We start from the raw sequence: 24,796 nt of genomic DNA, 5'->3' as shown, positions 1-24,796 counted from the left end.
TTGCCCCTGAAGTGAGCCACCATGCCTGCCCAAGACGGATCTGACGCAACAAACGCATTGGACGCCTTTGAGGCGCGATACGGGCGGTCCGCCCTGTTCGAGCGCTATGCCCGGTCGCGCATCGGGCAGTTCTGGCTGCGCCTGGTTTGCATCATGATCGGCGCAACCTACCTTTGGGTCTTTTTTTCGCCTGCCGTTGCCTCGTTTGGGTTGGCCTTTGCCCTGCTTGGGGACGTGGTCGAACTGACCGTGTTGCAGCGGGCGCGGGGTTGGAACCGCGCGGGAATGCCTATTGGGAAAGTCTATCTTTGGACGACTCTGGCAGGTGCAGTGCAGGGGGCATCGGTCGCGGCGGGCATTCTGCTTTTGATAGTCGGCGCACCCAGTCAGGATGTGGAGCTTGTGGGCCTGTGCCTGTTGATGGCGGCATCGGTCAATGCGGGCTTTTCCCTTACCCATCACCCGCCAGTGTCCAGGGTCAAGCTGGCCATTTTCGCCACCATCGCCGCCGGTTTCCTGTGGGAGGAGGTCGTTCTGGAGGCGCAGGCCGATCTGGCTGAAATCACACATATCCTTGAAATCGCGCTGCTGACCTATCTGACTTATACCTTTGTCAATTTCTCCGTGCGTTCGTGGAACAAGCGGCTGGGCAATGAAAAGGCGCTGATCGAGGCGGCTGAGCGCCTGAACAAGGCAAACAAGGACCTGGCCGACCATCAGCGCGAAATGCGCGAATTGTCGCTGGTTGCGCGCCATGCCAATGACAGCGTGATCCTGTTCGACCCCGAAATGACCATAACCTGGGTAAACGAGGCGTTTACGCGGCTGACCGGCTACTCTCGAGAGGAGGCCGTGGGCCAAAAACCCTGGGTTCTGCTCAGCGGGCCTGAAACCAGCCCCCTGACCGGGCAAGCGCTGGAAAAGGCGGTGCGGGACAAGACGCCGTTCCAGACGCGGCTGCTGAACTATTCGAAAAGCGGCGAAAAAATCTGGTTCGATATCAACCGCGTGCCGGTCAAGGGGCCGGATGGCGAGGTTGAAACCCTGATTTCCATCGAGCGCGATGTCACCGAGATTCAAAAGCATGAACAGGTGTTGGCGCAGGCCAGCGTCCGCGCCGAGGAGGGCGCGCGTGCAAAGTCGATTTTCCTGGCCACCATGAGCCATGAAATGCGCACCCCGTTGAACGCCATTCTCGGCATGGCGGATCTGTTGGCCGACGGTGATCTGGGGGACGAACAGAACGAATATGTCAGCACGATCCAGTCGGCCTCGACGTCGTTGTTGGCGCTGATCAACGACGTGCTCGATTTCTCGCGGCTCGAGGCGGGCAAGGTCGAATTCGAAAACGCGCCCCTGTCCCCGGCCGAAACGGTGCAGGACGCAGCGCAGATGCTGCGGACGATGGCACGGGAAAAGGGGGTGTTCCTGGATGTCGCGATAAAGGAAACGCTGCCAAAGATGGCCTTGGCCGATGCTGGCAGGATACGGCAGATCCTGATCAACCTGATCGGCAATGCGGTGAAGTTCACCGATACCGGAGGCGTGACCGTGACAGCCGAGGCTGCCGAAAACACGGCAGGCTGGCGGATGCGGGTGGTGGTTCGCGACACGGGAATAGGGGTGCCAGAGGATCGGGCCGAGCATATCTTTGGCGAGTTCCAGCAGGCGGATGCCGCCACGACGCGCAGGTTTGGCGGCACCGGGCTTGGTCTGCCGATCTCTCGGGCGCTGGCACAGCGGATGGGCGGCAACATCACCTTGCTGCCGCAGCCGCCGGACGGTGGGTCCGCCTTTGAAATGACGGTGCAATTGCACCACCCCCGCGCGGGGGCGGCCCCGGTGCAGGACAGTCATGGGGCGGTGCATCTGGATCTGGCGACCAAGCTGCGGGTTCTGGTGGCCGAGGACAACGCCACCAACCGCCTTTTGGTGGCGCGTTTTCTAAAGAACGAACCCGTGACCCTGAGCGAGGCGAGGAATGGCCGCGAGGCGCTTGAGATGATCATCGACGAATTGCCTGACGTGGTCTTCATGGACATGTCGATGCCAGAGCTGGACGGGCTGGAAGTGACGCGCATGATCCGCGCGCTGGACATCCCGCAACCCTTCATCGCGGCGCTGACGGCAAATGCCTTTGAATCCGATCGCGCGGCCTGCGCAGCGGCGGGCATGGATGACTTTGTGACTAAGCCGTTGCGCCGACAACATTTGATCGCGGCACTGCTGCGCGCAACCCGGGGGGAGAAACCGCTTTCACAAACCCACTTGGATGGCGTATCACGACCGGGCGCCGAGAGAGGGACGGAACCTTGGACATCGCCACCCGCGTCTGGAACCACAAATGGAAAATCGATCCGATCGTCCGGTCGTTGATCGATACCGATTTCTACAAGCTGCTGATGTGCCAGTCCGTGTTTCGCAACAAGCGCGACACCAACGTCACCTTCAGCCTGATCAACCGGTCGAAACATGTGCCTCTGGCCAATCTGATCGACGAGGGCGAGCTGCGCGAACAGCTGGACCACATTCGCAGCCTGCGCCTGACCCGCGGCGAAAGCACTTGGCTGCGCGGCAACACCTTTTACGGCAAACGGCAGATGTTCACGCCCGAATTCATGGGCTGGTTCGAGAACCTGCAACTGCCGCCCTATCACCTTGAACGGGTCGGCGATCAGTACGAACTGACCTTTGAGGGCAAATGGCCTGAGGTCATGCTGTGGGAAATCCCGGCGCTGGCCGTCTTGATGGAATTGCGCGGTCGCGCGGTCCTCAAGGACATGGGCCGCTTCGAAATTCAGGTGATGTATGCCCGCGCCATGACCAAGCTGTGGGAAAAGGTCGAACACCTGCGCGCCGAGCCGGGCGTGCGCATCGCCGATTTCGGCACGCGTCGGCGGCACAGCTTTTTGTGGCAGGACTGGTGCGTTCAGGCGATGCTCGAAGGGCTGGGCAGCAGCTTTGTCGGCACCTCGAATTGCCTGATCGCCAAGAACCGCGATCTTGAGGCGATCGGCACCAACGCCCACGAACTGCCCATGGTCTATGCCGCACTGGCCAAGGACGACGCGGCGCTGGCCCAGGCCCCCTACGAGGTGCTGGCCGACTGGCACGAAGAACACGAAGGCAACCTGCGCATCATCCTGCCCGACACCTATGGCACCGAAGGGTTCCTGCGTAACGCGCCGGACTGGCTGGCGGGCTGGACCGGCATTCGCATCGACAGCGGCGATCCAGCAACCGGGGCCGAAACCGCCATTCGATGGTGGAAAGAGCGCGGCGAGGACCCGACCAAGAAGCTGGTGATTTTCTCGGACGGTCTGGACGAGACGAAGATCCTTGAGCTCTATCGCCAGTTCAATGGCCGGGTGCGGGTTTCCTTTGGCTGGGGCACCTTGCTGACCAATGATTTTCGCGGCCTTGCGCCGAATGACGGGCTGGCCGCCTTTTCGCTGGTCTGCAAGGCAGTCAGCGCCAACGGCGCGCCCACGGTCAAGCTGTCGGACAATCCCAACAAGGCGATGGGCCCGGCCGAAGAGATCGCGCGCTACAAGCGGGTGTTCGGCGTCGGTGATCAAGTCGCCCAAGAGGTGATTGTCTAAGGCGTTTCGCGCTTTTCTTGGTCGCCGTGGGCGGGTAAGCACGTCTCCGCAAGGAGGCACCCCATGTCCAAGATCGAACCGCAGCCGGGTATCATGGAAATCGCGCTTTATGTCGGGGGAAAATCCCGCATCGAAGGCGTGAACAATGTCATCAAGCTCAGCTCGAACGAAAACCCGTTCGGGCCCAGCGATGCCGTCAAGGACGCGGTCACCCGCGCCGCGCACGAGCTGCATCGATATCCCTCGACCGACCATGCCGAATTGCGCGCCGCCATCGCCGAAGTGCACGGCGTCCAGGCCGACCGCATCATTTGCGGCGTCGGATCGGACGAGGTGCTGCACTTTCTTGCGCAGGCCTATGCCGGGCCGGGCGACGAGGTGATTTACACCCAGCATGGCTTTTCGATGTACAAGATCATGGCGCTGTCGGTGGGCGCGACGCCCGTCGAAGTCCCCGAACACGAACGCGTTGTCGATGTCGATGCCGTTTTGGCGGCCTGCACCGAACGCACGCGGCTGGTCTACATCACCAACCCGGGCAACCCGACCAGCACGATGATCGGCCTGTCCGAGCTGGAGCGTCTGGCCGAGGGCATTCCGCCGCAGGCGATCCTGGTGCTGGACGGCGCCTATGCGGAATTCGTCGACGGCTATGACGGCGGCGCCCGCATGGTCGAAATGCGCGACAACGTCGTGATGACGCGGACCTTTTCCAAGCTTTACGGGCTGGGCGGGATGCGCGTCGGCTGGGGCTATGGTCCGCGCGAAATCATTGATGTGCTGAACCGTGTCCGCCAGCCATTCAACCTGTCGACGGTCGCGCTGGCCGCTGCCGAGGCCGCCGTGCGGGACAAGGCCTATGCCGAGTACTGCCGGGCCGAAAACGCCCGCCTGCGGGTCTGGCTGGCCGAGGCGCTGGGCGAACATGGCGTGCCTTGCGATACATCCATGGCGAACTTTGTGCTGGCGCGTTTCGGCAGCCAGGACGAGGCCGAGGCCTGCGACACCTACCTGCAAACCCAGGGCATCCTGGTGCGCCGGGTGGCGGGGTACGGCCTGCCGACGGCGCTGCGCATCACGGTCGGGGACGAATCCGCCTGCCGCCGGGTGGCGCACTGCGTCGGGCTGTTCAAGGCGGGCGAACGATGACTGTCGTTTACGAAAAGGTCGCGTTGATCGGTCTGGGGCTGATCGCCTCTTCGATGTTCTGGGCGATGAAGCGTGGCCATGTGGCCGGCCATGTCAGTGGCTATGCCCGCAGCGCCGAAACCCGCGATACCGCACGCCGGATCGGGCTCTGCGACACGGTTTGTGACAGCGCCGAAGAGGCGGTCAAGGACGCTGACCTTGTGGTTCTGGCGGTGCCTGTGGGCGCGATGGCCAGCGTGGCACAGGCAATTGCGCCCTACCTGAAGGCAGGGGCGACGGTGACGGATGTCGGGTCGGTCAAGGGGACGGTGCTGTCGGCCGTGGGCCCGCATATCCCGCAAGGCGTGCATTTCGTGCCCGCGCACCCGATGGCAGGAACCGAGCATTCCGGCCCCGAATCCGGCTTTGCCACGTTGTTCGACAACCGCTGGTGCCTGATTGTCCCGCCCGAAGGCGCGGATGAAACCGCCGTCGTGCGGCTGGAGGATTACTGGAAGGCGCTGGGCGCCAATATCGAACGGATGGACCCCGAGCATCACGATCTGGTCTGCGCCGTGGTCAGCCACATCCCGCACCTGATCGCCTATACGATGGTGGGTGTCGCGGACGATTTGCAGCGCGTGACGGATCAGGAAGTCATCCGGTTTTCGGCCGCGGGTTTCCGGGATTTCACCCGGATCGCCGCCAGCGACCCGACAATGTGGCGCGATGTTTTCCTGACCAACAAGGACGCGACAATCGAGATGCTGGGCCGCTTTACCGAAGAGCTGTTCGCCCTTCAGCGGGCCATCCGAACCGGCGATGGTGAGCAGCTTCATGCCTATTTCACGCGCACCCGGGCCATCCGGCGTAGCATTCTGGAGGCCGGACAGGATACAGATGCACCCGATTTTGGTCGCGCAAAGGTGGAACGGTGAGGCTTTTTGGACTGGCGGTCTGTACGGTTTTGGCGCTGGGCGCCTGTGGGGGGCGGACCGAGGCCCCGAAGGCGCAAAGCGATGTCGACGGCGTTCGCGGGTTTCTGAAACAGGCGTTTTCCCGCGATGATGGCGCCGCCGTGGTTGGCGGCGGGCTTTGCGGCGATCCGGCCCTGGTCGGCGAGGCCATCGGCAAAGTGCCGGGAAATGGCGTTTGCGGGATCGACAATGCGGTGCGCCTGCGTGCGGTCGGCGACGTGCAACTCAGCCAGCCTGCGACGATAGATTGCCAGACGGCGCGCGCGCTGAAAAAGTGGCTGGTCACAGGGGCCAAACCGGCGGTGGGCAAGCGCGGCGGCGGCGTCACGGGCCTGCGTGTCGCGGCGCACTATGCCTGCCGGACGCGCAACAACCAGCCGGGGGCCAAGGTATCGGAGCACGGCAAGGGCAAGGCCATCGACATCGCGGCGGTGCAACTGGCCGATGGCAGCGAATTGTCGGTGTTGCAGCATTGGGGCGGCGGCAAGGACGGCAAGGCGCTGAAAAAGATGCATTCAGCCGCCTGTGGCCCGTTCGGCACGGTGCTTGGCCCGAAATCGGACCGGTTCCACCAGGACCATTTCCATTTTGATACGGCCAGCCATCGCGGCGGGCCCTATTGCAGGTAAGGCGGGTTACAAACCCGCCCTACGCTGGTTTCGCAGGCCTTGCCGCGGGTGATCAATCATTGGGCTGATCGGTTTTGGCCGCAGCGGGCTTGGGCGCCGGGGGGCTGGCAGGGGCATCGCCGCCAAGGGCGCCGTTGACCAGCCCGGAAATGCTGCCATCCATGGAAATGCCCAGTTCATCCCCCAGCTTGCGCAGGGCGGGCATCTGCACGGCCATGCCCATGATCGAATCCAGCGCCTGGTTGACCACCGGTTTGTCACCGTCCGCTCCAAGGCCGGCGCCAAAGCTGCCACCACCCAGCCCAGAGACCTGGTGAATGCGGATCGAATCGATCTTTTCGGCGGGTTTCACCGCTTCGGCGATGATCGCAGGCATCGCTTGCAGGCGGGCCAGCGCGATCTTCATCGCGATCAGTTCCGCGCTCAGCGCGTTTTCGGCGTCGGTGATGGCGCGGGTGCCCTCGGCCTCGGCCAGCATGTCCTTTTTCTTGGCCTCGGCGCGGATGGAAATGGCATCGGCATCGGCCTGCGCCTCTTCGCGGCGGGCGTCGGCGCGGTCTTGCGCGGCATCCTTTTCGGCCTGCGCCGCCAGCTTGATGCGGGTCGCTTCGCGCTCGGCCTCGCGGGCGGCTTCGATCAGGGCGATCTGTTTCAGACGCTCGGCCTCGGCCACCTTCTTGGCGGTTTCCACTGCTTCCAGCGCCTTGGTCGCCTCGGCCCGGGCCAGGTCAGCCGAAGCGCGGGCGCGGCTTTCTTCTTCGGACTTCTTTGCGATGATGATCTGACGTTCCTGGTCGGCGACTTCCAGTTCGCGCTCCTTGGCGATCTCGGCCTCGCGGATCTTGCGTTCACGCTCGATCTCGGCGCTGCGGATGGCCTCTTCGCGGGCGATGCGGGCGCGTTCGGTTTCGCGCAGGCTGTCTTCGCGGCGGGCGGCGATTTCGGCCTCTTGCGCGGCCTGCATGGTCTGAACCTGCTGGATCTGCTCGATGCTGGCCTGCTTTTCGTCGCGCTCGATGGCAAGGCGCTGGCGCTCGGCCTCCATTGCGGCGCGGCGCACGGCGACCTCGGCCTCGGCGTCGATCTGGGCGCGCTCTTTCTTCGAGGTCGCGATGACCTCGGCCAGGCGGCGCATCCCCACCGCGTTGAAGGCGTTGTTTTCATCCAGCGCCTCGAAGGGGGTCTGGTCAAGCGCCGTCAGCGACACGGATTCCAGCGACAGGCCGTTCTTGAGCAGGTCTTCGGAGACTGTGTTCTGCACTTCCTGAACGAAATCGGCGCGATTTTCATGCAGGCTGTCCATCGACATCTGCGCGGCTACGGCGCGCAGACCGTCGATCAGCTTGCCCTCGATCATCTCGCGCAGCTGTTCGACGTCAAAGGTGCGATCGCCCAGGGTTTGCGCGGCGCGAGCGATGCCTTCGTCCGTGGGCTGGACCGAGACATAGAATTCGACACCCACATCGACACGCATCCTGTCCTGGGTGATCAGGGCGGCGTCGCCGTCGCGCTTCACCTCAAGTCGCAGGGTCTTCATGTTGACCGGGCTGACCTCGTGCAGCAGCGGCACGACGATGGTCCAGCCATCCATGATGACCTTTTTGCCGCCCTGGCCGGTGCGGACAAGACTGATTTCCCGGGTCGTGCGCTTGTAAAGGCGGCCGACGACAAGGCCTAGCAGCAGCAAGAGGGCAAGAAAGCCCCCGACGATGATCAATAGGGTGTTCAGATCCATAATGATTTCCTGGTTGTCAAAGGGTCAGCGGCACCAAAAGGTAGCCCTTGGTCTGCCTGTGGCGCAGGACCAGAACTTCGGTCCCTTGCGGAATGGCGATATCGTCGCGCAGGGGTTCGGCGCGCAGGTAATGGGTGTTGCCATAGCGGTCGGTCACGCGCACTTCGGCGGGGCGCCCGCGCGCGGCGGTGCCCTGGGTGATGATGCCGGGGCGGCGGCCCAGGTGGCGTTCGGACAGGGACTGGGTTTCGGTCTTGGGCAGCAGCCGGGCAAAGATCGCACCGAATTTGCGGGCAAAGCCAAATGCCAGGACCAGCACCGGGACGGTGACCAGCGTGGCGGGCAGCGCACTGCCCAGAACCGAGACAGCGATGCTTTGGACCGCGATCCCGCCAGCGCCAAAGGCGAAAAACACCGCACCCAGCCAGATCAGCGCGGGCATCCTGCCAAAGCCCAGCCAGGCCGCGACGCCGCCCATGCCATTGGCCGCGTCGGGCAACTGCCCGTCGACATCAAGATCGGTATCGGCAAATCCGGGCAGTTCAAGATCGGCGGTGTCGATGTCCAGACCGTCAAGATCAAGGTCGATGTCCAGATCCCCAAGGTCGGGCGCGTCCATATCCAGATCGGGGCCATCCAGCCCCTCTCCGCCCATCCCCAAAAGCGTGCCGCCGAGAATGGCAAAGACCAGTTCAAGCGCCAGAAGCGCGAACAGCAAGGCAAGAGCGATGGTAAAGGGCACAAAAGGCCCGGTCAGGAAGGGATCAAACATATGCGTCTTCGTGATTTGTATGCAACGGCATACCTTTCATATGGGGCCTCACGCCTGCGTTACAACAAGGTTTGTCCAATTTTTGCATGACCGCCAAGGGCTTGTGCCAAGAGTGGCGCAAAACCCGCGGGTTGAAAAGTCAGGATTTCCGGCGACGTGCCGGGCCTGGTCTAGGGCTTCGTGGAAAGCCCCGGTTTGCCCTTGTCCTGCGGATTGCGGGCAAGATGCCTGGCCTTGATCATGGCCGAGGTGTCACGCGATCCATCATGGCTCCAACCCGGGGGGGCGACGGCGTACATCAGGCGGTCACGCCATGTGATGCCTCTTTGGGTGACGTCCTTCCAGATGCCGACCCATTCGTGAAAGGCGACGCGGATCGGGTTGAAGGTGCCAAGGTTTTGGACAAGGCCATAATCCACCTTTTCATCGGACTGCTCGGGCACGAAAGTGCCGAACAGCTTGTCCCAAATGATGAAGACTCCGGCGTAATTGGCATCCAGATAGCGCGGGTTGCGCCCATGGTGAACCCGGTGGTGGCTGGGCGTGTTCATCACCGCTTCGAACCAGCGGGGCAGTTTGTTGATGGCTTCGGTGTGAATCCAGAATTGGTAGATCAGGTTCAGCCCGCCGCAAAACAAGACCATTGCCGGATGAAACCCCAGCAGGATCAGTGGCGCGCGGACCACCATCATGAAGGTAAAGGTATAGGTCCAGGTCTGGCGCAGGGCGGTGGTCAGGTTGTAGTGCTGGGACGAGTGGTGATTGACGTGGCTGGCCCAGACCCAGCGGATGCGATGCCCAAAGCGGTGCACCCAGTAATAGCGCAGGTCATCCAGCACAAAGCACAGCACCACGACGCCAAGCGAGGTGCCCAGATCCAGCGGCGTGATCGCCCAAAGCATCATGAAGAACCCCCAGGCGACAAACCCCAGCGCGATTCCCGCCGCGACGTTCCCGGCCCCCATGATCAGCGATGTGACGGCATCGCGGGTTTCATAGCGCCCGCCGGTTTTGCGGGTCTTGATCCACAGCAGCTCGATCAGGATCGCGGCGATGAAGAACGGCACGGCCAGTTGCACGACATCGGGGTAGGTCAGCGTATCGGTCATGCAAAGGGTCCTAGTTCCTGTTTCCAGATCCGTGTCTCGGCTTCGGTCAGGCGCAGCGACAGGCGGGGGGCGGCATAGTCGTCAAGGCGCAGCGTCAGGCCCTTGGGCGACGGGTCCAGTCGGGCCTTGGTCAACAGGCGCGCGGTGCTGTCGGCGCCCATGGCCCAGACGATCCCGGGGCCCTTGGGGGTTGCGACTAGCGCGGCATTGCCGGTTTGGCAAAGGGTGACGCGATGCACCGGCACATCGGGAAACTCGCGCAGCCAGGCGGCAACCGCCGCGTCGGTGTTGTCAAACCGGCGCGGTTCGGCAAAGCCGAACAAATAGGTCAGTGCGGCGATCCCAGTGATGCCGAACAGAACCAGTGCAATCAGAATATGCAGCGGCATGACGTCCTCCCCGCGCCATTGTGCGCGGACCGGGGATTGTGTCAAAAGCGCCGTGGCGTCAGAGGCGGATTTTCTTTGCCTGTCGAAATCCGGCCTTGGCGAATCGCGGATGGTAGGGCCGTAGGGCCGAAATGTGGCGAACCCGTTCACGTCTGATCAACAGAGTGGCCGCGCGCCCCTTGATTGTCTGGCAGCCCGCGTCCAATCCGGCAAATGTGGCAGCAAAGGGTTGCCCCGCGCCGCAATTTCGCCCAATTCTCTATTTGTTGGTGGGGGCCAACGACCCGGAGCAAAACATGCGCATCCTGATCTTTGTCCTCGCCTTGGCTTCTCAGTCTTTGTCCTTGGCGGGTGTTCCCTCAACGATCAACGAAGGCGCTGTGTTCTCCGGGTCCGACCGAATGGCACACGACGAAAGCGAAAAGTCCAAGGACGACAAGAAAAAAGACAAAACCTGGATTCGCCGCAAACGCACTGTCATTGCGTGACTGACGCTAGGTAAGCGAACTCTCTCTCTCTCTCTCTCTCTCTCTCTCTCTCTCTCTCTCTCTCTCTCTCTCTCTCTCTCTCTCTCTCTTTTCGATGCTCACGAAAAAGGGCGGCTCACTCCGGGGCCGCCCTTTCGCGTTGATGCGCCATGACCGCCGTCGCGCAGCGTTTGGTTTTGCTTGGCTTGAAAAAGGCGGTCTGAAAAACACACAGAGCATAGATTTTCGCCCGACGTCCCCGCCGCATTCCTGTCAGGGGCCTGAAATGCAAATGGAAAACCCGCAAAATCATTTGTTGGCTGAGCACCTGACCGCTTGATTCATGTCAATCGTTCGGGGTTTTCCCGGGGCATACTGAGGGACGAGTGGCAAGGAAAACGGGTAATTACCCCGACCGTCCCTGCGCCAGAATTATTGATGCCCGCTTTGCGAGTGTTCCAGACAAAGAATTGAAGCCCAACGTAGAAAGGTTTCCCCGGTGTCCGCCCAATTGCTTTTGAAAGACCGCCCGCAGCTTGTTTCGAAACAGGCATTGCCATTGAAAAAGGCGGATATTGCCAAGGACTTTCAGGCTGTCCTGTCCCAATATGCCCGGGCTTTTGACGCGGGCAGCACGCTTTTGATCGAGGGCGAAGCCTGCAAAGCCGTCTTTGTCCAAATGGACGGTTGGATGCACCTGTCCAAATCGCTCGAAGGGGGGCAGACGCAAATCATCGAATTTGTCCTGCCGGGGGATGTCATCGACGCCTCCTCGGCGGATGGGTCGACCGCGTCGGGCACTCTGGAAACGCTGACCTGCGGGCGGGTGTCGGTGGTGCCACGGCACATCTGGACCGCGTTGCTGCGGGAAAGGGTCGAACTTCATCGCTTTGCACAACGCATGGATGCTGCCCGTCAGGCACGGCTGGTCGAACGGATGCTGCGCCTTGGCAAGGGTTCGGCGGAAATGCGGGTGGCCTATGCCTTGATCGAATTCCTGATGCGGCTTGATGGCGGCGGCGTGCGGCCCCAATCCCGGTTCAGGATTCCGCTGACGCAACAGCAGCTTGGCGACTATCTGGGGCTGTCATCGGTGCATATCTGCCGGACGCTACGCCGGATGGTCCGCAACGACGTTCTGGATGTTCGGGACCACATGGAGGTGCAGATCAACGACATGGATGCCTTGGTCGCGCTTTCCGGACTGGATCGGCAAGCCTTTCGCAAGGCCATCGTGACACGGCAGTTTTAGGAAAGGCGCACGGGGGTCACAGCCATGTGCCCCGTGCCTCGACGATTTCGCCCAGTGTTTCTCCGGCCAGCCGTTCCGAGTAATGCTCGGCGATGTCGTCGACAGACAGGACACCGACCAGAACCTGGTTCGCGTCGTGCACCGGAAGCCGCCGGAACTGGTTGTCCCCCATTCGGGCGGCGGCGGCTTCGATCGGGTCGGTGTCGCGGCAGCTCAGGATGTTGCAGGTCATCACGTCTCGGACACAGCACTGGCGGGCGGATAGCTGCGCCGCAAGGCAGCGCACAACGATATCGCGGTCCGTGATGACACCAACCAGATGATCGTTTTCCAGAACAGGCAGCAGTCCGACGTTTTCATCCCGCATCTTTTGTGCGGCGGCGCAAAGCGTGGCATTCGTCGCGATTGTGACGGCAGGCTTTTGCATGATCGACGATACGGTCATGTTCGGTTCGGGCGGCCCATCGCCAGAACAGGCGCCAAGTTCGAAACCCGCTTTGCGATCCGGCCCCGGAGGCGACATTTGAATTCTCCATCGTGCATTTGGCAAGAAACGGAATGAACCACAGGGGCGCAGGCTGCGCGGCTGTGGTCACATATTCTGCAATGATTGGGGAATTCTGCCGGGCTGGCATTAACCGGCGTAAAGACGGGCGCAGCCGCATGGGGCACCGTTTCGGGGTGCTTCGGCCCCGGTCAGGCCCCCGCCGAAACCCGGTTCGGCGGGGGCAGTGTTTTCAAACGCTCAGACCGTACCGCCAAGCGAGCCTTCCAGCTGCGCCAGTTCCTGACCGCCGGCCATCAGGTCCTGCAGCTCTTCCGGAGAGATTTCGCCGCGCTTGGCCGTGCCAAGGGTCTGACCGCGATTGAGCACGGTGAACCGATCACCCACCGCCAGGGCATGGCGGACGTTGTGGCTGATGAATACCACGCCGATCCCCTGTTTGCGCACCCGGTCGATCGTCGCCAGAACGTTCGAGGTTTGCCGCACACCAAGCGCCGAGGTCGGTTCGTCCAAAATCAGGATCTTGGCGCCGAAATAAACCGCCCGGGCAATCGCCACCGTCTGGCGTTCCCCGCCTGACAACGTGCCGACAGCCTGATCGGGACCACGCAGGTTGATGCCCATCTTGCGCATCTCTTCCATGGTGACCTCATCAGCCTTTTTCTTGTCGAGAAAGCTGATCCCGGCCACCTTGCGCGTCGGTTCGTTGCCCATAAAGAAGTTGCGGCTGACACTCATCAGCGGGATCATGGCCAGATGCTGGTGCACCGTGGCAATCCCGGCGCTAATCGCGTCACGCGGATCTTCAAAGTGCAGCGGCTTGCCCTCGAAAAAGATCTGCCCCGCAGTGGGTTTGTGCACGCCTGACATGGTCTTGATGAAGGTCGATTTGCCCGCGCCATTGTCGCCCAGAAGGCAATGGCATTCACCGGGTTTCACGTCAAAGCTGACCCCGGCCAGGGCAATGACCCGGCCAAAGTGCTTTTCGATGTTCTTCATCTCGATGATCGGTTGCACATCACCCTTGGGATCGCCGTGATGGAACTTGCTCTCTTGGGTCATCTCAACGTTCCCCCGTGATGATGCGACGGATGTAGGTGTTCAGGATGACAGCCCCCAAAAGGATCACGCCCAGAAACACCCGGAACAGCGAACTTTCGACACCGGCAAAGAACAGGCCCTGCTGCACCACGCCAAAGATCAGCGCGCCAAGGGCCGCGCCCAGCACCGACCCATAACCGCCAGTCAGCAGCGCGCCGCCGATGACCACGGCGATGATCGCCTCGAATTCCTTGAGCAGGCCACGGTCCGCACCCGCGGATCCGAATTCCATCACCTGGCAGACCGCAAAGACGGTGGCGCAGAAGGCGGTGAACATGAACATCAGGATTTTCACGCGGTTGACCGGAACGCCAGAGTTGCGCGCGGCCTCGGGATCGCCGCCCGCGGCAAAGATCCAGTTGCCGAACTTGGTCTTGGTCAGCAGCACATGCCCGAAAAGGATCAGCGCCAGGGCCCAGACGATCAGCATCGGGATGCCGTCGACGACCGGCTGCCCGGCCTTGGTGCCGCGTTCAAAGGTGGCGATCATGCCCGCGTCACCCATCCAGGTGAACAGGCCTTTCAGGATCTTGCCGCCAAAGACCGGCGCCAGCCAATCCCCTTCGGCCTTGTCAAGAATGCCGCCGATTATGGTCTTGCGTTCGATCACCTGCGGCAGAAAAATCGTAAAGCCGCGCAGGATGAACAGGAAGGCCAGCGTCACGATAAAGCTGGGCAGGCCGGTCCGAACCACGATCCAGCCATTGAACGCCCCGATCGCCGTGCAAAGCACAAAGGTCACCAGGATGGCAATCCAGACCGGCCAGCTGTAGGTGACCGAGAAAATGGCGATCATCATGCCCGCAAAACCGATCATCGAACCGACCGACAGATCGAATTCCCCGGCGATCATCAGCAGGCAGGCGCCGACGGCGATGATCATGAACTGTGCGGACACGATGGACCAGTTCATGATGCCTTGGCTGTTGAACATGCCGCTGTCGAAAGCGAAAAGCAGAAAAAAGGTGAACACGGCGATGGTTCCGACGATGCCGCCCAATTCGGGACGGATCAACGCATTACGAAACGCAGAGATTTCCTTGATGCGTTCGTCGGAGTCTGCCGTGGGTTGGGCCGCGTTGGACATGCGACATCTCCCCAGTGACTAGGATTTTCAGGAGCGATTGAGGGGAAGGGCGCCGCGATCCCGGCGCCCTTCCGGGGTGAAGATCAGCGGTATTCGCCCGCGAACTCTTCGATCTTGCCCAGGCCGTCAGCGGTGACGAAACCGGGGCCAGAGTTGATGTTGTTGCCCGGCAGAACGCCATAGCGGTGGTAGTTCGTCAGAACCACGACCGGCAGATAGGCCTGCAGGAAGGGCTGCTGGTCGATACCCCACTGGATGACACCGGACTTGATGCCTTTGACGATTTCGCCGCCAAGGTCGAAAGTGCCAAAGTAGATGTCGCCGGCCATGCCGTTTTCTTCCAGCGCCAGCAGGGTCGGGTCAGCCGAGGTCGGCCCGAGGGTCAGCACGGCGTCAGTGTCGGGGTTGGCCGACAGATAGGCCAGCACGCGGTTCTTGATCTCGGCCGGGTCCTGCCCTGCGTCGATCATCTGGTTGCCAAGCTCGACGCCCAGACCGTCCGCAAAGCCCTGGCAGCGTTCCTGCGAAGACGGCTGAACGATATAGTGGTTCACGCACAGGAACGACCCGATGCCGTCACCCTTGGCGCGCAGACCGGCGGCGTAGCCGGCGTCATACTCGGGCTGACCGACATACATCAGGGCGCCGACTTCACGCGCCTTTTCCGGGGTGCCGGTGTTCATGATGATGACGTCGATGCCGGCATCGACGGCAGCGCGGATCGGACCTTCGAGAATGTCAGGGTCGGCCAGCGTGGTGATGATGCCGTTCGGGCCCGAGGCTGCGGCCTGGTCGATGATGCGTGCCATGTCGGCAAGGTCACCGGTCGGCGGGTTGCGATATTCGACCTCGACGTCCATCTGCTCGCCCGCCAGGGCGATGCCGTTCTTGATGGTGTTCCACCAGCTGTCGCTGTCCGGCGCGTGACTGACAAGAATGTACTTTTCGCCCTCGGCCGATGCGGTCGTTGCCGCAATCATCGGTACTGCGGCAATCGCAGTCGCCAACGCGAGCTTCTTGATTTTCGAACTCATGTGTTCCTCCCTGAATTCTCGATCTTCGAGGCGGGTCAGGCCCGTCTCTTGGGCCTTACCGTAGCGGCAGAACAGATTCGTTGCAACCGGTTGCATCAACGATTTTCATTTAGGGCTGTTCTGGGCCGAAAATCCCGGTAATTTGATACGAACACGTTGAAATATGGGCCTGAACGCATGGCGGTGACATTGAAAGAGGTTGCGGAACGGGCCGGGGTTTCGCGGTCGGCGGTGTCGCGCACCTTTACCGATGGCGCCTCGGTTTCAGAGGTGATGCGGCGCAAGGTCGAAAAGGCCGCCCGCGAATTGGGGTACAGCCCCAATGCGCTGGCATCGTCCCTGACCACCGGGCGCACCAAGCTGATCGGATTGGTGTCGAACAACTTCCACAACCCGATCTTCCTTGAGGTCTTTGATCTGTTCACGCGCGGGTTGCAGGAACGCGGCTTGCGGCCGTTGCTGGTCAACCTGTCGGACGAAACCGATCCGGAAAATTCAGTGCGGATGCTGCGCCAGTATTCCGTCGACGGCGTTGTCGTCGCCTCGTCAACCTTGTCGCCGGGTTTTGCCAAGGCGTTCCGCGATGCGGGTGTTCCGGTGGTGCATTCCTTTGGCCGCTACTCCTCGGCCCCCGAGGTGCACGTGGTCGGGATCGACAACCGCGAAGCCGGACGGCTGGCGGCGCGCACCTTGATCGAACGGGGCTATACCCACGTGGGGTTCATGGGCGGGCCGGAATCGGCAACCTCGACCCAAGACCGCTATACCGGTTTCATGTCCGAAGTCGCGGCGCATCCAAGGATCAAGGTCAGCTATTCCTTTGCCCGCGCCTATTCCTTTGATGCGGGACGTGAAGAGATGCTGCGCCTTTTGCAAAAAGACCCGGCGCAGGCCTATTTCGGTGGCGACGACGTGCTGTCGATCGGGGCGCTTTCGGCGATCATCGACAGCGGGCTTGATTGCCCCAAAGACGTTGGCATCATCGGGCTGAACGACATGGAAATGGCGCGCTGGAACAACATCAACCTGACGACGATCCACCAGCCCATTCGGCAGATCGTGAGTTCGTCGATCGAATTGATGGTGGCCACCCTGGCCGATGGCGACCGCTATCCCGAAGGGCGCATTTTTTCCTGTTCGGTGGTCGAGCGGGGCACATTGCGCCCCGCCCAAAACGCTTAGCGGAACATCGGCGGACGCGCGTCCAGCCATGCACCGTTTTCCTTGGCCGATGCGACAGCGGTATGCACCGCCGCCATTGACCGCACGCCAGCCTCGGCGCCGGGCAGTCCATCGCGCGTCTCGCCTGCGATGGCATCGGCCAAATCGCAGTAGATGTTTGCCACCGCCAGGGGAAAGCCCTCGGGGTGGGCAATCGACACGCGGCTAAGCCGCCGGGCATCTTCGTGCAGCCCGCCTTCGCCTTTTTCGATGATCTGGGTGCGACCGCCAACAGGGGTATAGATCAGCTGGTTCGGCTGTTCCGACGCCCAGCGCAGCCCGCCGGTTTCGCCAAAGATCTGGATGTCGAAGCCATGCTGACGCCCGATGGCAACGGAGGATGTCCAAAGCCGCCCGACCGTGCCGCCGCGCATGCGGAAGTTGACCATGGCGTCGTCTTCCAGTTCGCGCGACGGGATGGTCGAGGCGAAGTCGGCCGACAGCGTTTCGACCTCGTCGTCGCAGACAAAGCTGGCCATGTGCAGCGCGTGAATGCCGCAATCGGCAAACTGCCCGGACACGCCCGCCATCTTGGGGTCATAGCGCCAGCGAACCCGGGGATTGTCGGCGTCGGTGGCGTCGCCATGGTGGCCGTGGCTGAAGTTGGTGACAACCAGTCGGACCTTGCCGATCTCGCCCGCGCGCACCATGGCCCGTGCCTGCCGCACCATCGGATAGGCCGAATAGCAGTAGTTTACCGCGCAGATCTTGCCGGTCTTTGCGGCGACGCGGACGATTTCCTCGCCCTCCTCGACCGTCATGGTCATCGGCTTTTCGCACAGCACGTTAAAGCCGGCTTCGAGGAACGCCTTGGTGATCTCGAAATGCGTGGCATTGGGCGTGGCGACGGTGACAAGGTCGATCCGGTCGTCGCGGCCCTTTTCCCCGGCCAGCATTTCGGTCCAGTCGCCATAGGCGCGGTCCGCCGCGATCCCCAGACGCTGCGCATAATCGCGGCCTGCCTCGGGGCGATGGTCCAGCGCCCCGGCGACAAAGTTGAAACGGCCGTCAGCCTGCGCGCCCAGACGGTGAGCGGGCCCGATCTGGCTGCCTTCACCGCCACCGATCATGCCCCAGTTCAGTTTTTTCATCTTCTGTCTCCTCAGACGAAACCGATGGATTCAAGGTATTCGCGGTTCTTGCGCGCATCGCCCAGCGTGTCGGGGTCCAGCGTCGGGTCGCAGTCCTGTTCGACCGTGCACCAACCTTCGAATCCGGCATCCAGCAGCAGCTGGCGAACGGCAGGGAAATCAACGTCGCCATCGCCCAGATTGCAGAAAATCCCCTGACCGCAAGCGTCGTAGAAGCCGGTGCGGTTCTCGATCGCGCGGGCCTTGACCACCGGGTCGATGTCTTTGAAATGCATATAGGAAATGCGGTCCATATGCCGTTTCATAAAGGCCACCGGGTCAAAGCCCGCATAGGAATGGTGGCCGGTGTCGAAACAGACCTTGAGGATCTTTTCGTCCACCTCGTCCAGCAGGCGTTCCAGTTCCGGCTCAAAATCCATGAAGCCCGCCGCATGGGCATGGATGCCCACGGTCAGCCCGTATTCCTCGGCGCCGATGCGGGCGCTTTCGGCAATTCGGTCGCGGTAGGCGGTCCACTCGGCCTTGTCCATCTGCTCGGCCTCGCTGGCGCGGCCAGCGGTCGGCGCTCGGCGCGGCGAGATGGAATCGATCAGCACCAGGTGCTGCGCGCCATGCGCCTTGAGCGCGCGGGCGGTGCGGTGGGTGGCGTCCAGCACATCGTCCCATGCGTTCGGATCGTGATAGGGGCGGAACACCACGCCGCCGATCAATTCCAGCCCATGTTCGTCCAGCCCGTCGCGCAGCTGGGCCGGGTCCTCGGGCATGAAGCCCACGGGCCCCAGTTCGATGCCCTTGTAGCCGGCCTCGGCGCATTCCTTCAGCACATGCTGCCATGTCGGGTTGCGCGGATCGCTCGCGAATTCCACACCCCATGAACAGGGCGCATTGCCAATTCTGATCGTCATTGTTCGATGTCTCCCGTCATCAGAAATCTTTGATGTCTTTCCATGTTCCGCTATCGGCCGAGGCGATCGTGGCGGCGATCACCCGGTTCACTTCATGCCCGTCGCGGAAGGTCGGCCAAAGGGCCTGACCGGTTTCGATGGCGCGCAGGAAATCCTTGGCCTCGATGATGATCTGGTCTTGATAGCCGGTGCCATGCCCTGGCCCCTGGCAAAAGGGTTCGTAATCCGGATGCGCCGGACCGGTCAGGATCTTGGTGAAACCGCGCGTCGCCTCGGGGCCGTCCATGCGGTACAGCCAAAGCGCGTTCTGATCCTCTTGATCGAACCTGATGGCGCCCTTTGTCCCGGTTATTTCATAGGCATAGCCCATCTTTCGCCCCGTCGAGATGCGGCTGAAATACATCTGCCCCATGGCGCCGTTTTCAAAGCGGCACATCATCTGGGCGTGATCGTCATTGGTGACGGTGCCGCCGGGGCGGGTTTCATGCACGGTTTCATACAGGCCCATGGTCCGCGCAATCGGCCCCATCAGCGCCAGCGCGCCGTTGATCATGTGCGGGGCCAGATCGCCCATCGTGCCATTGGCCATGCCGCTGGTGCGCCATGTGGCGGGGGATTGCGGATCGGCCAGGAAATCCTCGGTATGCTCTCCGCGGAACCAGGTGATGTCGCCGATTTCACCTTCGGCGATCAGCTTGCGCGCGAACTGGCTGGCCGGGGTGCGGATATAGTTGAAGCCCACCATGTTGACCGCGCCCGAGCTTTCGGCGGCGGCAACCATCGCCGCGCTGTCGTCCAGCGAGGCGCCCAGCGGCTTTTCGCAGAACACCGGTTTGCCCAGGGCAAAGGCGGCTTCGGCGATTTCACGGTGGGTTTCCTGCGGGGTGGCGATGATGATGGCCTGAACCTCGGGGGCGTCGACAAGGGCGCGCCAATCATCCGTCGCGCGGGCAAAGCCATAGGCCTTGCGATAGCGCTCGGCGCTTTGCGGGCTGGAGGCGCAGACCATTTCCAGGCGTGGCCGCAGCGCGGTGTCGAAAATCGCGCCCACCGAAGACATGGCAACCGCGTGCGCTTTGCCCATATAGCCACCGCCCAGAATGCCGATGCCGATGTCAGCCATTTCGCCCCTCCCTTTTTTGCGATTATGAATTGCAACCGGTTGCAAAACAGTTATCGTGAGTCTAGACATCTCGCAAGCTGGAATCGACCGGCGCACAGGATTTCCAAGGGAGGGTTCGTGCACATGACCACGACAGAGGGCACCATCCGGCTGACCACGGCCCAGGCGGTCATTCGCTGGCTGGCAAACCAGTATATCGAGATCGACGGCCAGCAGATGCAAGTTTGCGGCGGCGGTTTCGGCATCTTTGGCCATGGCAACGTCACCTGCCTTGGCGAGGCGCTGCATGGTGTGCGCGATGCGTTGCCGCTGTATCGCGGCCAGAACGAACAAAGCATGGGCTTTGCGGCCGCCGGGTATGCCAAGCAATGGCTGCGCCAGCGTTTCATGTTCTGCACCGCCTCGGCCGGGCCGGGCACTGCCAACTTGCTGACCGCCGCCGGGCTGGCCCACGCCAACCGCCTGCCGATGCTGATGCTGTGCGGCGATACCTTCATCACGCGGCTGCCCGATCCGGTGTTGCAGCAGATGGAAAATTTCAACGATCCCACTTTTGGCGTGAATGACGCGTTCAAGCCGGTCAGCCGCTATTGGGACCGCATCTGCCACCCCGCGCAGGTGATCCAATCCTTGCCAGCGGCCCTTGCGACCATGCTGGACCCCGCTGATTGCGGCCCGGCCTTCATTGGCCTGCCGCAGGATGTGCAGGGCTGGACCTATGATTACCCCGAAGAATTCTTTGTCAAAAAGGTGCACCGGATTCGCCGCCAATCTCCGGATCTGGCCGAGATCGAGGATGCCCTGACCGCGCTGAAAGGCGCCGAACGCCCGATGATCATCGCCGGGGGCGGGGTACAATATTCGCGCGCCGTAAAGGAACTGACTGCCTTTGCCGAGGCGCACCAGATCCCGGTGGTCGAAACCATCGCGGGGCGTGCCAACATGCTGGCCACCCATCCGCTGAATATCGGGCCGATTGGCGTGACCGGATCGGACAGCGCCAATGCGGTGGCCGAACGCGCCGACGTGATCCTTGCCGTTGGCACCCGGTTGCAAGATTTCACCACAGGGTCCTGGACGGCCTTTGCCAAGGATGCGCAGATCATCGGCATCAACGCGGCCCGACACGACGCGGGCAAACATATGTCGCTGCCCGTGGTGGGCGATGCAAAACTGTCACTGGCCGCGCTTTCGGTCGCACTGGATTACACCGCCCCCGAAAGCTGGACAGGCTTTGCCAGGCAGCAGCGTGCCAAGTGGGATGCCTATGTAGCGGAAAACGTGGCGCCGGGTAACCGCCCCAATTCCTATGCACAGGCCATTGGCGTGGTGAACGATCTTTGCGATCCGCGCGACCGGGTGGTCGCCGCCGCCGGGGGGCTGCCCGCCGAGGTGACCGCCAACTGGCGCACGCTGGATATCGGAACGGTCGACGTGGAGTTCGGGTTTTCCTGCATGGGCTACGAAATCGCCGGTGCTTGGGGCGCGCGCATCGCGCAGGCGGAACAGGAACCCGCGCAGGACACGATCACCTTTTGCGGTGACGGGTCCTACATGATGCTGAATTCCGACATCTATTCTTCGGTGCTCAGCCGCAAGAAACTGATCGTTCTGGTGCTGGACAACGGCGGTTTCGCCGTCATCAACAAGTTGCAGAACAACACTGGAAACGAAAGTTTCAACAACCTGATTGCCGATTGCCCGACCATCCCCGAACCCTTTGGTGTGGATTTCGTGGCCCATGCGGCCTCGATGGGGGCAGAGGCCGAAAAGGTCGTCAACCCGGCGGAGCTGGCCGAGGCGTTCAAGCGCGCCAAGGCATCGGACAAGACCTATGTCATCGTCATGGACGTCGATCCCTACGAAGGTTGGACCACCGAGGGCCACGCCTGGTGGGAGGTGGGAACGCCGCACATCACCGACAGCGACAAGGTGCGCCGCGCGCATGAAGACTGGGAATCCTCGCGCGGCAAACAACGGCGGGGCGTCTGATGAGCGCGTTGATCGACGGCATCCGAAAGGGCAATTTCGCGGTCTTCGGACGGGCGGGCATGGATATGTTCGCCGATCCACCGGGCACCCGTGCCGATGAGGCGGAAAGCTTTCGCGCCGATCTGGGCGGGTCCTCTGCCAATATCTGCGCCGGGCTGTGCAAGCTGGGCATGAAATCGGCGCTTGTCACTTCGGTGTCCGACGATGCGGCGGGGCGGTTCTGCACCAACCGGCTGCGCCACTACGGCGTCGACACCCGGTATCTCAAGGTGCTTGGCGGCGAATATCGCATTTCCCTCGCGGTCTATGAAAGCTGCATCGAGGATTTCCAGCTGGTGATCTATCGCAACAACGCGGTGGATTTCCAGGTGACTGACGAGGACGTGGACCGCGTCGATTACGGCGCTTTTGGTGCCCTGATCACCGCAGGCACCGTCTTTGCCGCCGAACCGTCGCGCAGTTCGACCTTTCGCGCCTTTGACAATGCCCGGAAGGCCGGGCTGCCGGTGATTTTCGACATCGACTATCGCCCCTACAGTTGGCCTTCGGCGCAGGTTGCCTCGGACGTGCTGACCCGCGCTGGCGAGGAAAGCGACCTGATCGTCGGCAACGACGAAGAATTCGGCTTCATGGCGGGCGGTATCGACAAGGGGCTGGACAAGGCCCGCGAGCTGGCCGCCAAGGGCAAGATGGTGATCTACAAGATGGGCCAGGAGGGCGCGATCACCTTCGCGGATGGAAAGGAAATCCGCACCGGCATCTACCCCGTCACCGCCGTCAAACCCAACGGCGCGGGCGACAGTTTCATGGCCGGCCTGCTGGCCGCAATTGCCGAAGGCCGCCCCCTGCAAGAGGCAGTGCTGCGCGGTTCGGCCTGCGCCTCGATCGTGGTCAGCCAGCCCGGCTGCGCCCCGGCCATGCCGACGACCGCGCAACTCAATGACTTTCTGGCCACTCACCCTGGCCCCACCGAGACCTGAAAGGACAGCCCGATGCATATCGCGCCCCATGACAACGCCAACAAGCCCATCGTCGACGTCGATCACGACCTTGTGCCGCTGAACTACTTCAACATCGTCAAGCTGAAGAAGGGCGAGGTTTTCGAATATGCCGTGCCGGGGTATGAAACCTGCATCGTGCCCGCGACCGGGACGATCGACGTGGATGTGGACGGCGCGGTTTACAAAAAGCTGGGCAATCGCGGTGTCGATGTCTGGGACGGCGAACCCGAAGGCGTCTATGTGCCCGTCGGCGCCAAGGTCCGCATGACCTGCACCAGTGACAATACCGAAACCTTCATCGCCGGTGCGAAATACGACAAGGTGTTGGAGCCCTTCGATGTCCGCGAGGCGGAAATCGACCTTGTGCAATACGGTTCGGACGACACCAAGACCCATCGCAAGATCAAGCATATCCTGGGCGCGAACCAGCATGACAAGGTTGGCCGCCTTCTGGTGAGCGAGCTGTATACCGTCGGCGCTGGCGGCTGGTCGGGGTTCCCGTCGCACAAGCACGACACCGACCGTCGCGACGAAAACGGCGAGTTGATCGAAACCCGCCACGACGAAACCTACAACTTCCGCTTTCGCCCCGACTATGGCTCGGGTCTGCAGATGCTGCAGCGCGAAGACAACGAGCCGGGCGATGCCTATCACATCATGAACAGCTCGACGATCCTGATCGACAAGGGCTATCACCCCTGCTGCACCCTGCCGGGCTATGAGATGTATTATTTCACCATTCTGGGCGGGCTGTCGCAGCGGTCGCTGAAGCAATACTTCCAGCCCACCCACGCGGCGCAATTGCACACGATCCCGGGGATCATGGACATGGTGGCCAAATTCAAATGACGCTTGTAACGCTGTCCGACGTCCTGCAACCGGCCCTGCGCCAGGGCCACGCCGTCGCGGGCCTTGTCACCCTGGGGTGGGAGGACATGCGCGCCTATGTGGCCGCCGCCGAGGCCGAGGGCGTGCCGGTGATCCTGCAGGCCGGGCCATCGTGCCGCGAACACACGCCCCTGCCCGTGCTGGGCGCGATGTTCCGCAACCTGGCCGAAGGGGCCTCGGTGCCCGTCGTGGCGCATCTTGACCACGGTTATACCGCCGAAGACTGCCGTATCGCCATCGACAGCGGCTTTACCAGCGTGATGTTCGATGGTTCGCGCAAACCCCTGGCCGAAAACATCGCCGAGACTGCGGCGATTGCCGAAATGGCCCATGCGGCCGGTGTGTCCTGCGAGGGCGAAATCGGCTTTGTCGGCTATTCCGGCGGCGAAGGCTCTGCCGGGACTGACCCGGACGAGGCGGCGCAATTCGCCCGCGAAACCGGGGTCGACGCCATGGCCATATCGGTCGGCAACGTGCACCTGCAACAGGACAAGCAGGGCGGTTTGGACGAAGCCCGCATTCGCGCCATCGAAGCGGTCACCAAGGTGCCTCTTGTGATCCATGGCGGATCGGGCGTGCCGGTGGCGCAGCGCCGGGCGCTGGCGCAGGGTTCGTCGATCTGCAAATTCAACATCGGGACCGAGCTGCGCATGGCCTTTGGTCAGGCGCTGCGCGAAGCGGTCAACCGTGATCCGGCCCGCTTTGACCGCGTCCAGATCCTGAAAGAAACCCACGACCCGCTGGTGGCCGCCACCCGCACCGTTCTGCAAGCCTTCAAGGGAGCATGA

At 62.2% G+C, this 24,796-nt stretch carries 23 protein-coding genes; 12 read left to right on the top strand and 11 right to left on the bottom strand.

Annotated features, from left to right (window positions below; genetic code table 11):
* Positions 1-21 precede the first annotated feature (21 nt).
* The 5 genes from QF118_RS01975 to QF118_RS01955 all read left to right on the top strand — a co-directional run bounded on the left by QF118_RS01975 (position 22) and on the right by QF118_RS01955 (position 6,336).
* A complete protein-coding gene (locus QF118_RS01975; RefSeq protein WP_282300964.1) occupies positions 22-2,376 on the top strand; it encodes a PAS domain-containing hybrid sensor histidine kinase/response regulator in 2,355 nt (784 codons plus the stop codon).
* Entirely contained in the window at positions 2,313-3,602 is a 1,290-nt protein-coding gene (gene pncB / locus QF118_RS01970) for a nicotinate phosphoribosyltransferase (RefSeq protein WP_282300963.1), read from the top strand. The genes QF118_RS01975 and pncB overlap by 64 nt, the downstream gene beginning before the upstream one ends.
* Before the next feature lie 63 nt (positions 3,603-3,665).
* Positions 3,666-4,751, top strand: coding sequence for a histidinol-phosphate transaminase (gene hisC, locus QF118_RS01965; RefSeq protein WP_282300962.1), 1,086 nt, complete (start codon positions 3,666-3,668; stop codon positions 4,749-4,751).
* Entirely contained in the window at positions 4,748-5,668 is a 921-nt protein-coding gene (locus tag QF118_RS01960) for a prephenate/arogenate dehydrogenase family protein (protein WP_282300961.1), read from the top strand. Before hisC ends, QF118_RS01960 begins: the two co-directional genes overlap by 4 nt.
* Positions 5,665-6,336 carry an extensin-like domain-containing protein gene (locus tag QF118_RS01955; RefSeq protein WP_282300960.1) on the top strand — a complete coding sequence of 224 codons (672 nt, stop codon included), beginning with the start codon at positions 5,665-5,667 and terminating at the stop codon, positions 6,334-6,336. The genes QF118_RS01960 and QF118_RS01955 overlap by 4 nt, the downstream gene beginning before the upstream one ends.
* 52 nt (positions 6,337-6,388) lie before the next feature.
* Here the strand turns inward: QF118_RS01955 and QF118_RS01950 are convergent, their stop codons facing one another.
* The 4 genes from QF118_RS01950 to QF118_RS01935 all read right to left on the bottom strand — a co-directional run bounded on the left by QF118_RS01950 (position 6,389) and on the right by QF118_RS01935 (position 10,341).
* Positions 6,389-8,071 (bottom strand): flotillin family protein, encoded by a 1,683-nt coding sequence (locus QF118_RS01950; RefSeq protein ID WP_282300959.1) that lies wholly within the window; start codon positions 8,069-8,071, stop codon positions 6,389-6,391.
* Positions 8,072-8,087: 16 nt separating this feature from the next.
* The gene (locus QF118_RS01945; RefSeq protein WP_282300958.1) at positions 8,088-8,843 is read right to left on the bottom strand and encodes an OB-fold-containig protein; all 756 of its coding nucleotides are present in this window, start codon (positions 8,841-8,843) and stop codon (positions 8,088-8,090) included.
* A 170-nt stretch (positions 8,844-9,013) separates the two neighbouring features.
* Entirely contained in the window at positions 9,014-9,952 is a 939-nt protein-coding gene (locus tag QF118_RS01940) for a sterol desaturase family protein (protein ID WP_282300957.1), read from the bottom strand.
* Positions 9,949-10,341, bottom strand: coding sequence for a hypothetical protein (locus QF118_RS01935; RefSeq protein WP_282300956.1), 393 nt, complete (start codon positions 10,339-10,341; stop codon positions 9,949-9,951). Before QF118_RS01935 ends, QF118_RS01940 begins: the two co-directional genes overlap by 4 nt.
* A 131-nt stretch (positions 10,342-10,472) precedes the next feature.
* On the opposite strand from QF118_RS01935, the gene QF118_RS01930 reads away from it, so the two are divergent.
* Together QF118_RS01930 and QF118_RS01925 are read left to right on the top strand one after the other, a co-directional pair.
* Positions 10,473-10,829: a hypothetical protein gene (locus tag QF118_RS01930; protein ID WP_282300955.1), complete on the top strand. Its 357-nt coding sequence runs from the start codon at positions 10,473-10,475 to the stop codon at positions 10,827-10,829.
* Positions 10,830-11,307: 478 nt separating this feature from the next.
* Complete coding sequence (locus QF118_RS01925; protein ID WP_282300954.1) at positions 11,308-12,060, top strand: Crp/Fnr family transcriptional regulator; 753 nt, start codon at positions 11,308-11,310, stop codon at positions 12,058-12,060.
* 16 nt (positions 12,061-12,076) lie between these two features.
* Here QF118_RS01925 and QF118_RS01920 read toward each other — a convergent pair whose 3' ends face one another.
* The 4 genes from QF118_RS01920 to QF118_RS01905 all read right to left on the bottom strand — a co-directional run bounded on the left by QF118_RS01920 (position 12,077) and on the right by QF118_RS01905 (position 15,787).
* Entirely contained in the window at positions 12,077-12,583 is a 507-nt protein-coding gene (locus tag QF118_RS01920; protein WP_282300953.1) for a CBS domain-containing protein, read from the bottom strand.
* Positions 12,584-12,805: 222 nt separating this feature from the next.
* On the bottom strand, positions 12,806-13,627 hold the full coding sequence (locus tag QF118_RS01915; RefSeq protein WP_282300952.1) for an ATP-binding cassette domain-containing protein: 822 nt from the start codon (positions 13,625-13,627) through the stop codon (positions 12,806-12,808).
* A gap of 1 nt (position 13,628) precedes the next feature.
* Entirely contained in the window at positions 13,629-14,753 is a 1,125-nt protein-coding gene (locus QF118_RS01910) for an ABC transporter permease (RefSeq protein WP_282300951.1), read from the bottom strand.
* Positions 14,754-14,836: 83 nt separating this feature from the next.
* Positions 14,837-15,787: a sugar ABC transporter substrate-binding protein gene (locus tag QF118_RS01905; RefSeq protein WP_282300950.1), complete on the bottom strand. Its 951-nt coding sequence runs from the start codon at positions 15,785-15,787 to the stop codon at positions 14,837-14,839.
* A gap of 177 nt (positions 15,788-15,964) precedes the next feature.
* Here QF118_RS01905 and QF118_RS01900 point away from each other — a divergent pair, with 177 nt between their 5' ends.
* Entirely contained in the window at positions 15,965-16,969 is a 1,005-nt protein-coding gene (locus tag QF118_RS01900; protein ID WP_282300949.1) for a LacI family DNA-binding transcriptional regulator, read from the top strand.
* Here QF118_RS01900 and QF118_RS01895 read toward each other — a convergent pair.
* From QF118_RS01895 to QF118_RS01885, 3 genes are read right to left on the bottom strand one after another with little or no spacing between them, the layout of a single operon-like run.
* Positions 16,966-18,099 (bottom strand): Gfo/Idh/MocA family protein, encoded by a 1,134-nt coding sequence (locus QF118_RS01895; RefSeq protein WP_282300948.1) that lies wholly within the window; start codon positions 18,097-18,099, stop codon positions 16,966-16,968. The two genes, QF118_RS01900 and QF118_RS01895, sit on opposite strands and share 4 nt — an antisense overlap.
* A gap of 11 nt (positions 18,100-18,110) precedes the next feature.
* Positions 18,111-19,004: a TIM barrel protein gene (locus tag QF118_RS01890; RefSeq protein WP_282300947.1), complete on the bottom strand. Its 894-nt coding sequence runs from the start codon at positions 19,002-19,004 to the stop codon at positions 18,111-18,113.
* A gap of 19 nt (positions 19,005-19,023) precedes the next feature.
* Complete coding sequence (locus QF118_RS01885) at positions 19,024-20,127, bottom strand: Gfo/Idh/MocA family protein (protein ID WP_282300946.1); 1,104 nt, start codon at positions 20,125-20,127, stop codon at positions 19,024-19,026.
* A 123-nt stretch (positions 20,128-20,250) separates the two neighbouring features.
* On the opposite strand from QF118_RS01885, the gene iolD reads away from it, so the two are divergent.
* From iolD to QF118_RS01865, 4 genes are read left to right on the top strand one after another with little or no spacing between them, the layout of a single operon-like run.
* Positions 20,251-22,119, top strand: a complete 1,869-nt coding sequence (iolD, locus tag QF118_RS01880) for a 3D-(3,5/4)-trihydroxycyclohexane-1,2-dione acylhydrolase (decyclizing) (RefSeq protein ID WP_282300945.1) — start codon at positions 20,251-20,253, stop codon at positions 22,117-22,119.
* Positions 22,119-23,099: a 5-dehydro-2-deoxygluconokinase gene (iolC, locus tag QF118_RS01875; protein WP_282300944.1), complete on the top strand. Its 981-nt coding sequence runs from the start codon at positions 22,119-22,121 to the stop codon at positions 23,097-23,099. The genes iolD and iolC overlap by 1 nt, the downstream gene beginning before the upstream one ends.
* Before the next feature lie 12 nt (positions 23,100-23,111).
* Entirely contained in the window at positions 23,112-23,969 is an 858-nt protein-coding gene (locus QF118_RS01870) for a 5-deoxy-glucuronate isomerase (protein WP_282300943.1), read from the top strand.
* Positions 23,966-24,796 carry a class II fructose-bisphosphate aldolase gene (locus QF118_RS01865; protein WP_282300942.1) on the top strand — a complete coding sequence of 277 codons (831 nt, stop codon included), beginning with the start codon at positions 23,966-23,968 and terminating at the stop codon, positions 24,794-24,796. The genes QF118_RS01870 and QF118_RS01865 overlap by 4 nt, the downstream gene beginning before the upstream one ends.

Source organism: Tropicibacter oceani, assembly GCF_029958925.1.
Classification (GTDB): Bacteria; Pseudomonadota; Alphaproteobacteria; order Rhodobacterales; family Rhodobacteraceae; genus Pacificoceanicola; species Pacificoceanicola oceani.
The sequence above is the reverse complement of the archived record's forward strand: the minus strand, read 5'-3'. Positions and strand labels throughout refer to the sequence as shown.

What these genes read in the sequence shown, in the direction of transcription:
- QF118_RS01975 (WP_282300964.1), top strand. Translation starts at nt 22, where the DNA reads ATGCCTGCCCAAGACGGATCTGACGCAACAAACGCATTGGACGCCTTT.
- hisC (WP_282300962.1), top strand. Translation starts at nt 3,666, where the DNA reads ATGTCCAAGATCGAACCGCAGCCGGGTATCATGGAAATCGCGCTTTAT.
- QF118_RS01960 (WP_282300961.1), top strand. Translation starts at nt 4,748, where the DNA reads ATGACTGTCGTTTACGAAAAGGTCGCGTTGATCGGTCTGGGGCTGATC.
- QF118_RS01950 (WP_282300959.1), bottom strand. Translation starts at nt 8,071, where the DNA reads ATGGATCTGAACACCCTATTGATCATCGTCGGGGGCTTTCTTGCCCTC.
- QF118_RS01945 (WP_282300958.1), bottom strand. Translation starts at nt 8,843, where the DNA reads ATGTTTGATCCCTTCCTGACCGGGCCTTTTGTGCCCTTTACCATCGCT.
- QF118_RS01940 (WP_282300957.1), bottom strand. Translation starts at nt 9,952, where the DNA reads ATGACCGATACGCTGACCTACCCCGATGTCGTGCAACTGGCCGTGCCG.
- QF118_RS01935 (WP_282300956.1), bottom strand. Translation starts at nt 10,341, where the DNA reads ATGCCGCTGCATATTCTGATTGCACTGGTTCTGTTCGGCATCACTGGG.
- QF118_RS01930 (WP_282300955.1), top strand. Translation starts at nt 10,473, where the DNA reads ATGTGGCGAACCCGTTCACGTCTGATCAACAGAGTGGCCGCGCGCCCC.
- QF118_RS01920 (WP_282300953.1), bottom strand. Translation starts at nt 12,583, where the DNA reads ATGTCGCCTCCGGGGCCGGATCGCAAAGCGGGTTTCGAACTTGGCGCC.
- QF118_RS01915 (WP_282300952.1), bottom strand. Translation starts at nt 13,627, where the DNA reads ATGACCCAAGAGAGCAAGTTCCATCACGGCGATCCCAAGGGTGATGTG.
- QF118_RS01910 (WP_282300951.1), bottom strand. Translation starts at nt 14,753, where the DNA reads ATGTCCAACGCGGCCCAACCCACGGCAGACTCCGACGAACGCATCAAG.
- QF118_RS01905 (WP_282300950.1), bottom strand. Translation starts at nt 15,787, where the DNA reads ATGAGTTCGAAAATCAAGAAGCTCGCGTTGGCGACTGCGATTGCCGCA.
- QF118_RS01900 (WP_282300949.1), top strand. Translation starts at nt 15,965, where the DNA reads ATGGCGGTGACATTGAAAGAGGTTGCGGAACGGGCCGGGGTTTCGCGG.
- QF118_RS01895 (WP_282300948.1), bottom strand. Translation starts at nt 18,099, where the DNA reads ATGAAAAAACTGAACTGGGGCATGATCGGTGGCGGTGAAGGCAGCCAG.
- QF118_RS01890 (WP_282300947.1), bottom strand. Translation starts at nt 19,004, where the DNA reads ATGACGATCAGAATTGGCAATGCGCCCTGTTCATGGGGTGTGGAATTC.
- QF118_RS01885 (WP_282300946.1), bottom strand. Translation starts at nt 20,127, where the DNA reads ATGGCTGACATCGGCATCGGCATTCTGGGCGGTGGCTATATGGGCAAA.
- iolD (WP_282300945.1), top strand. Translation starts at nt 20,251, where the DNA reads ATGACCACGACAGAGGGCACCATCCGGCTGACCACGGCCCAGGCGGTC.
- iolC (WP_282300944.1), top strand. Translation starts at nt 22,119, where the DNA reads ATGAGCGCGTTGATCGACGGCATCCGAAAGGGCAATTTCGCGGTCTTC.
- QF118_RS01870 (WP_282300943.1), top strand. Translation starts at nt 23,112, where the DNA reads ATGCATATCGCGCCCCATGACAACGCCAACAAGCCCATCGTCGACGTC.
- QF118_RS01865 (WP_282300942.1), top strand. Translation starts at nt 23,966, where the DNA reads ATGACGCTTGTAACGCTGTCCGACGTCCTGCAACCGGCCCTGCGCCAG.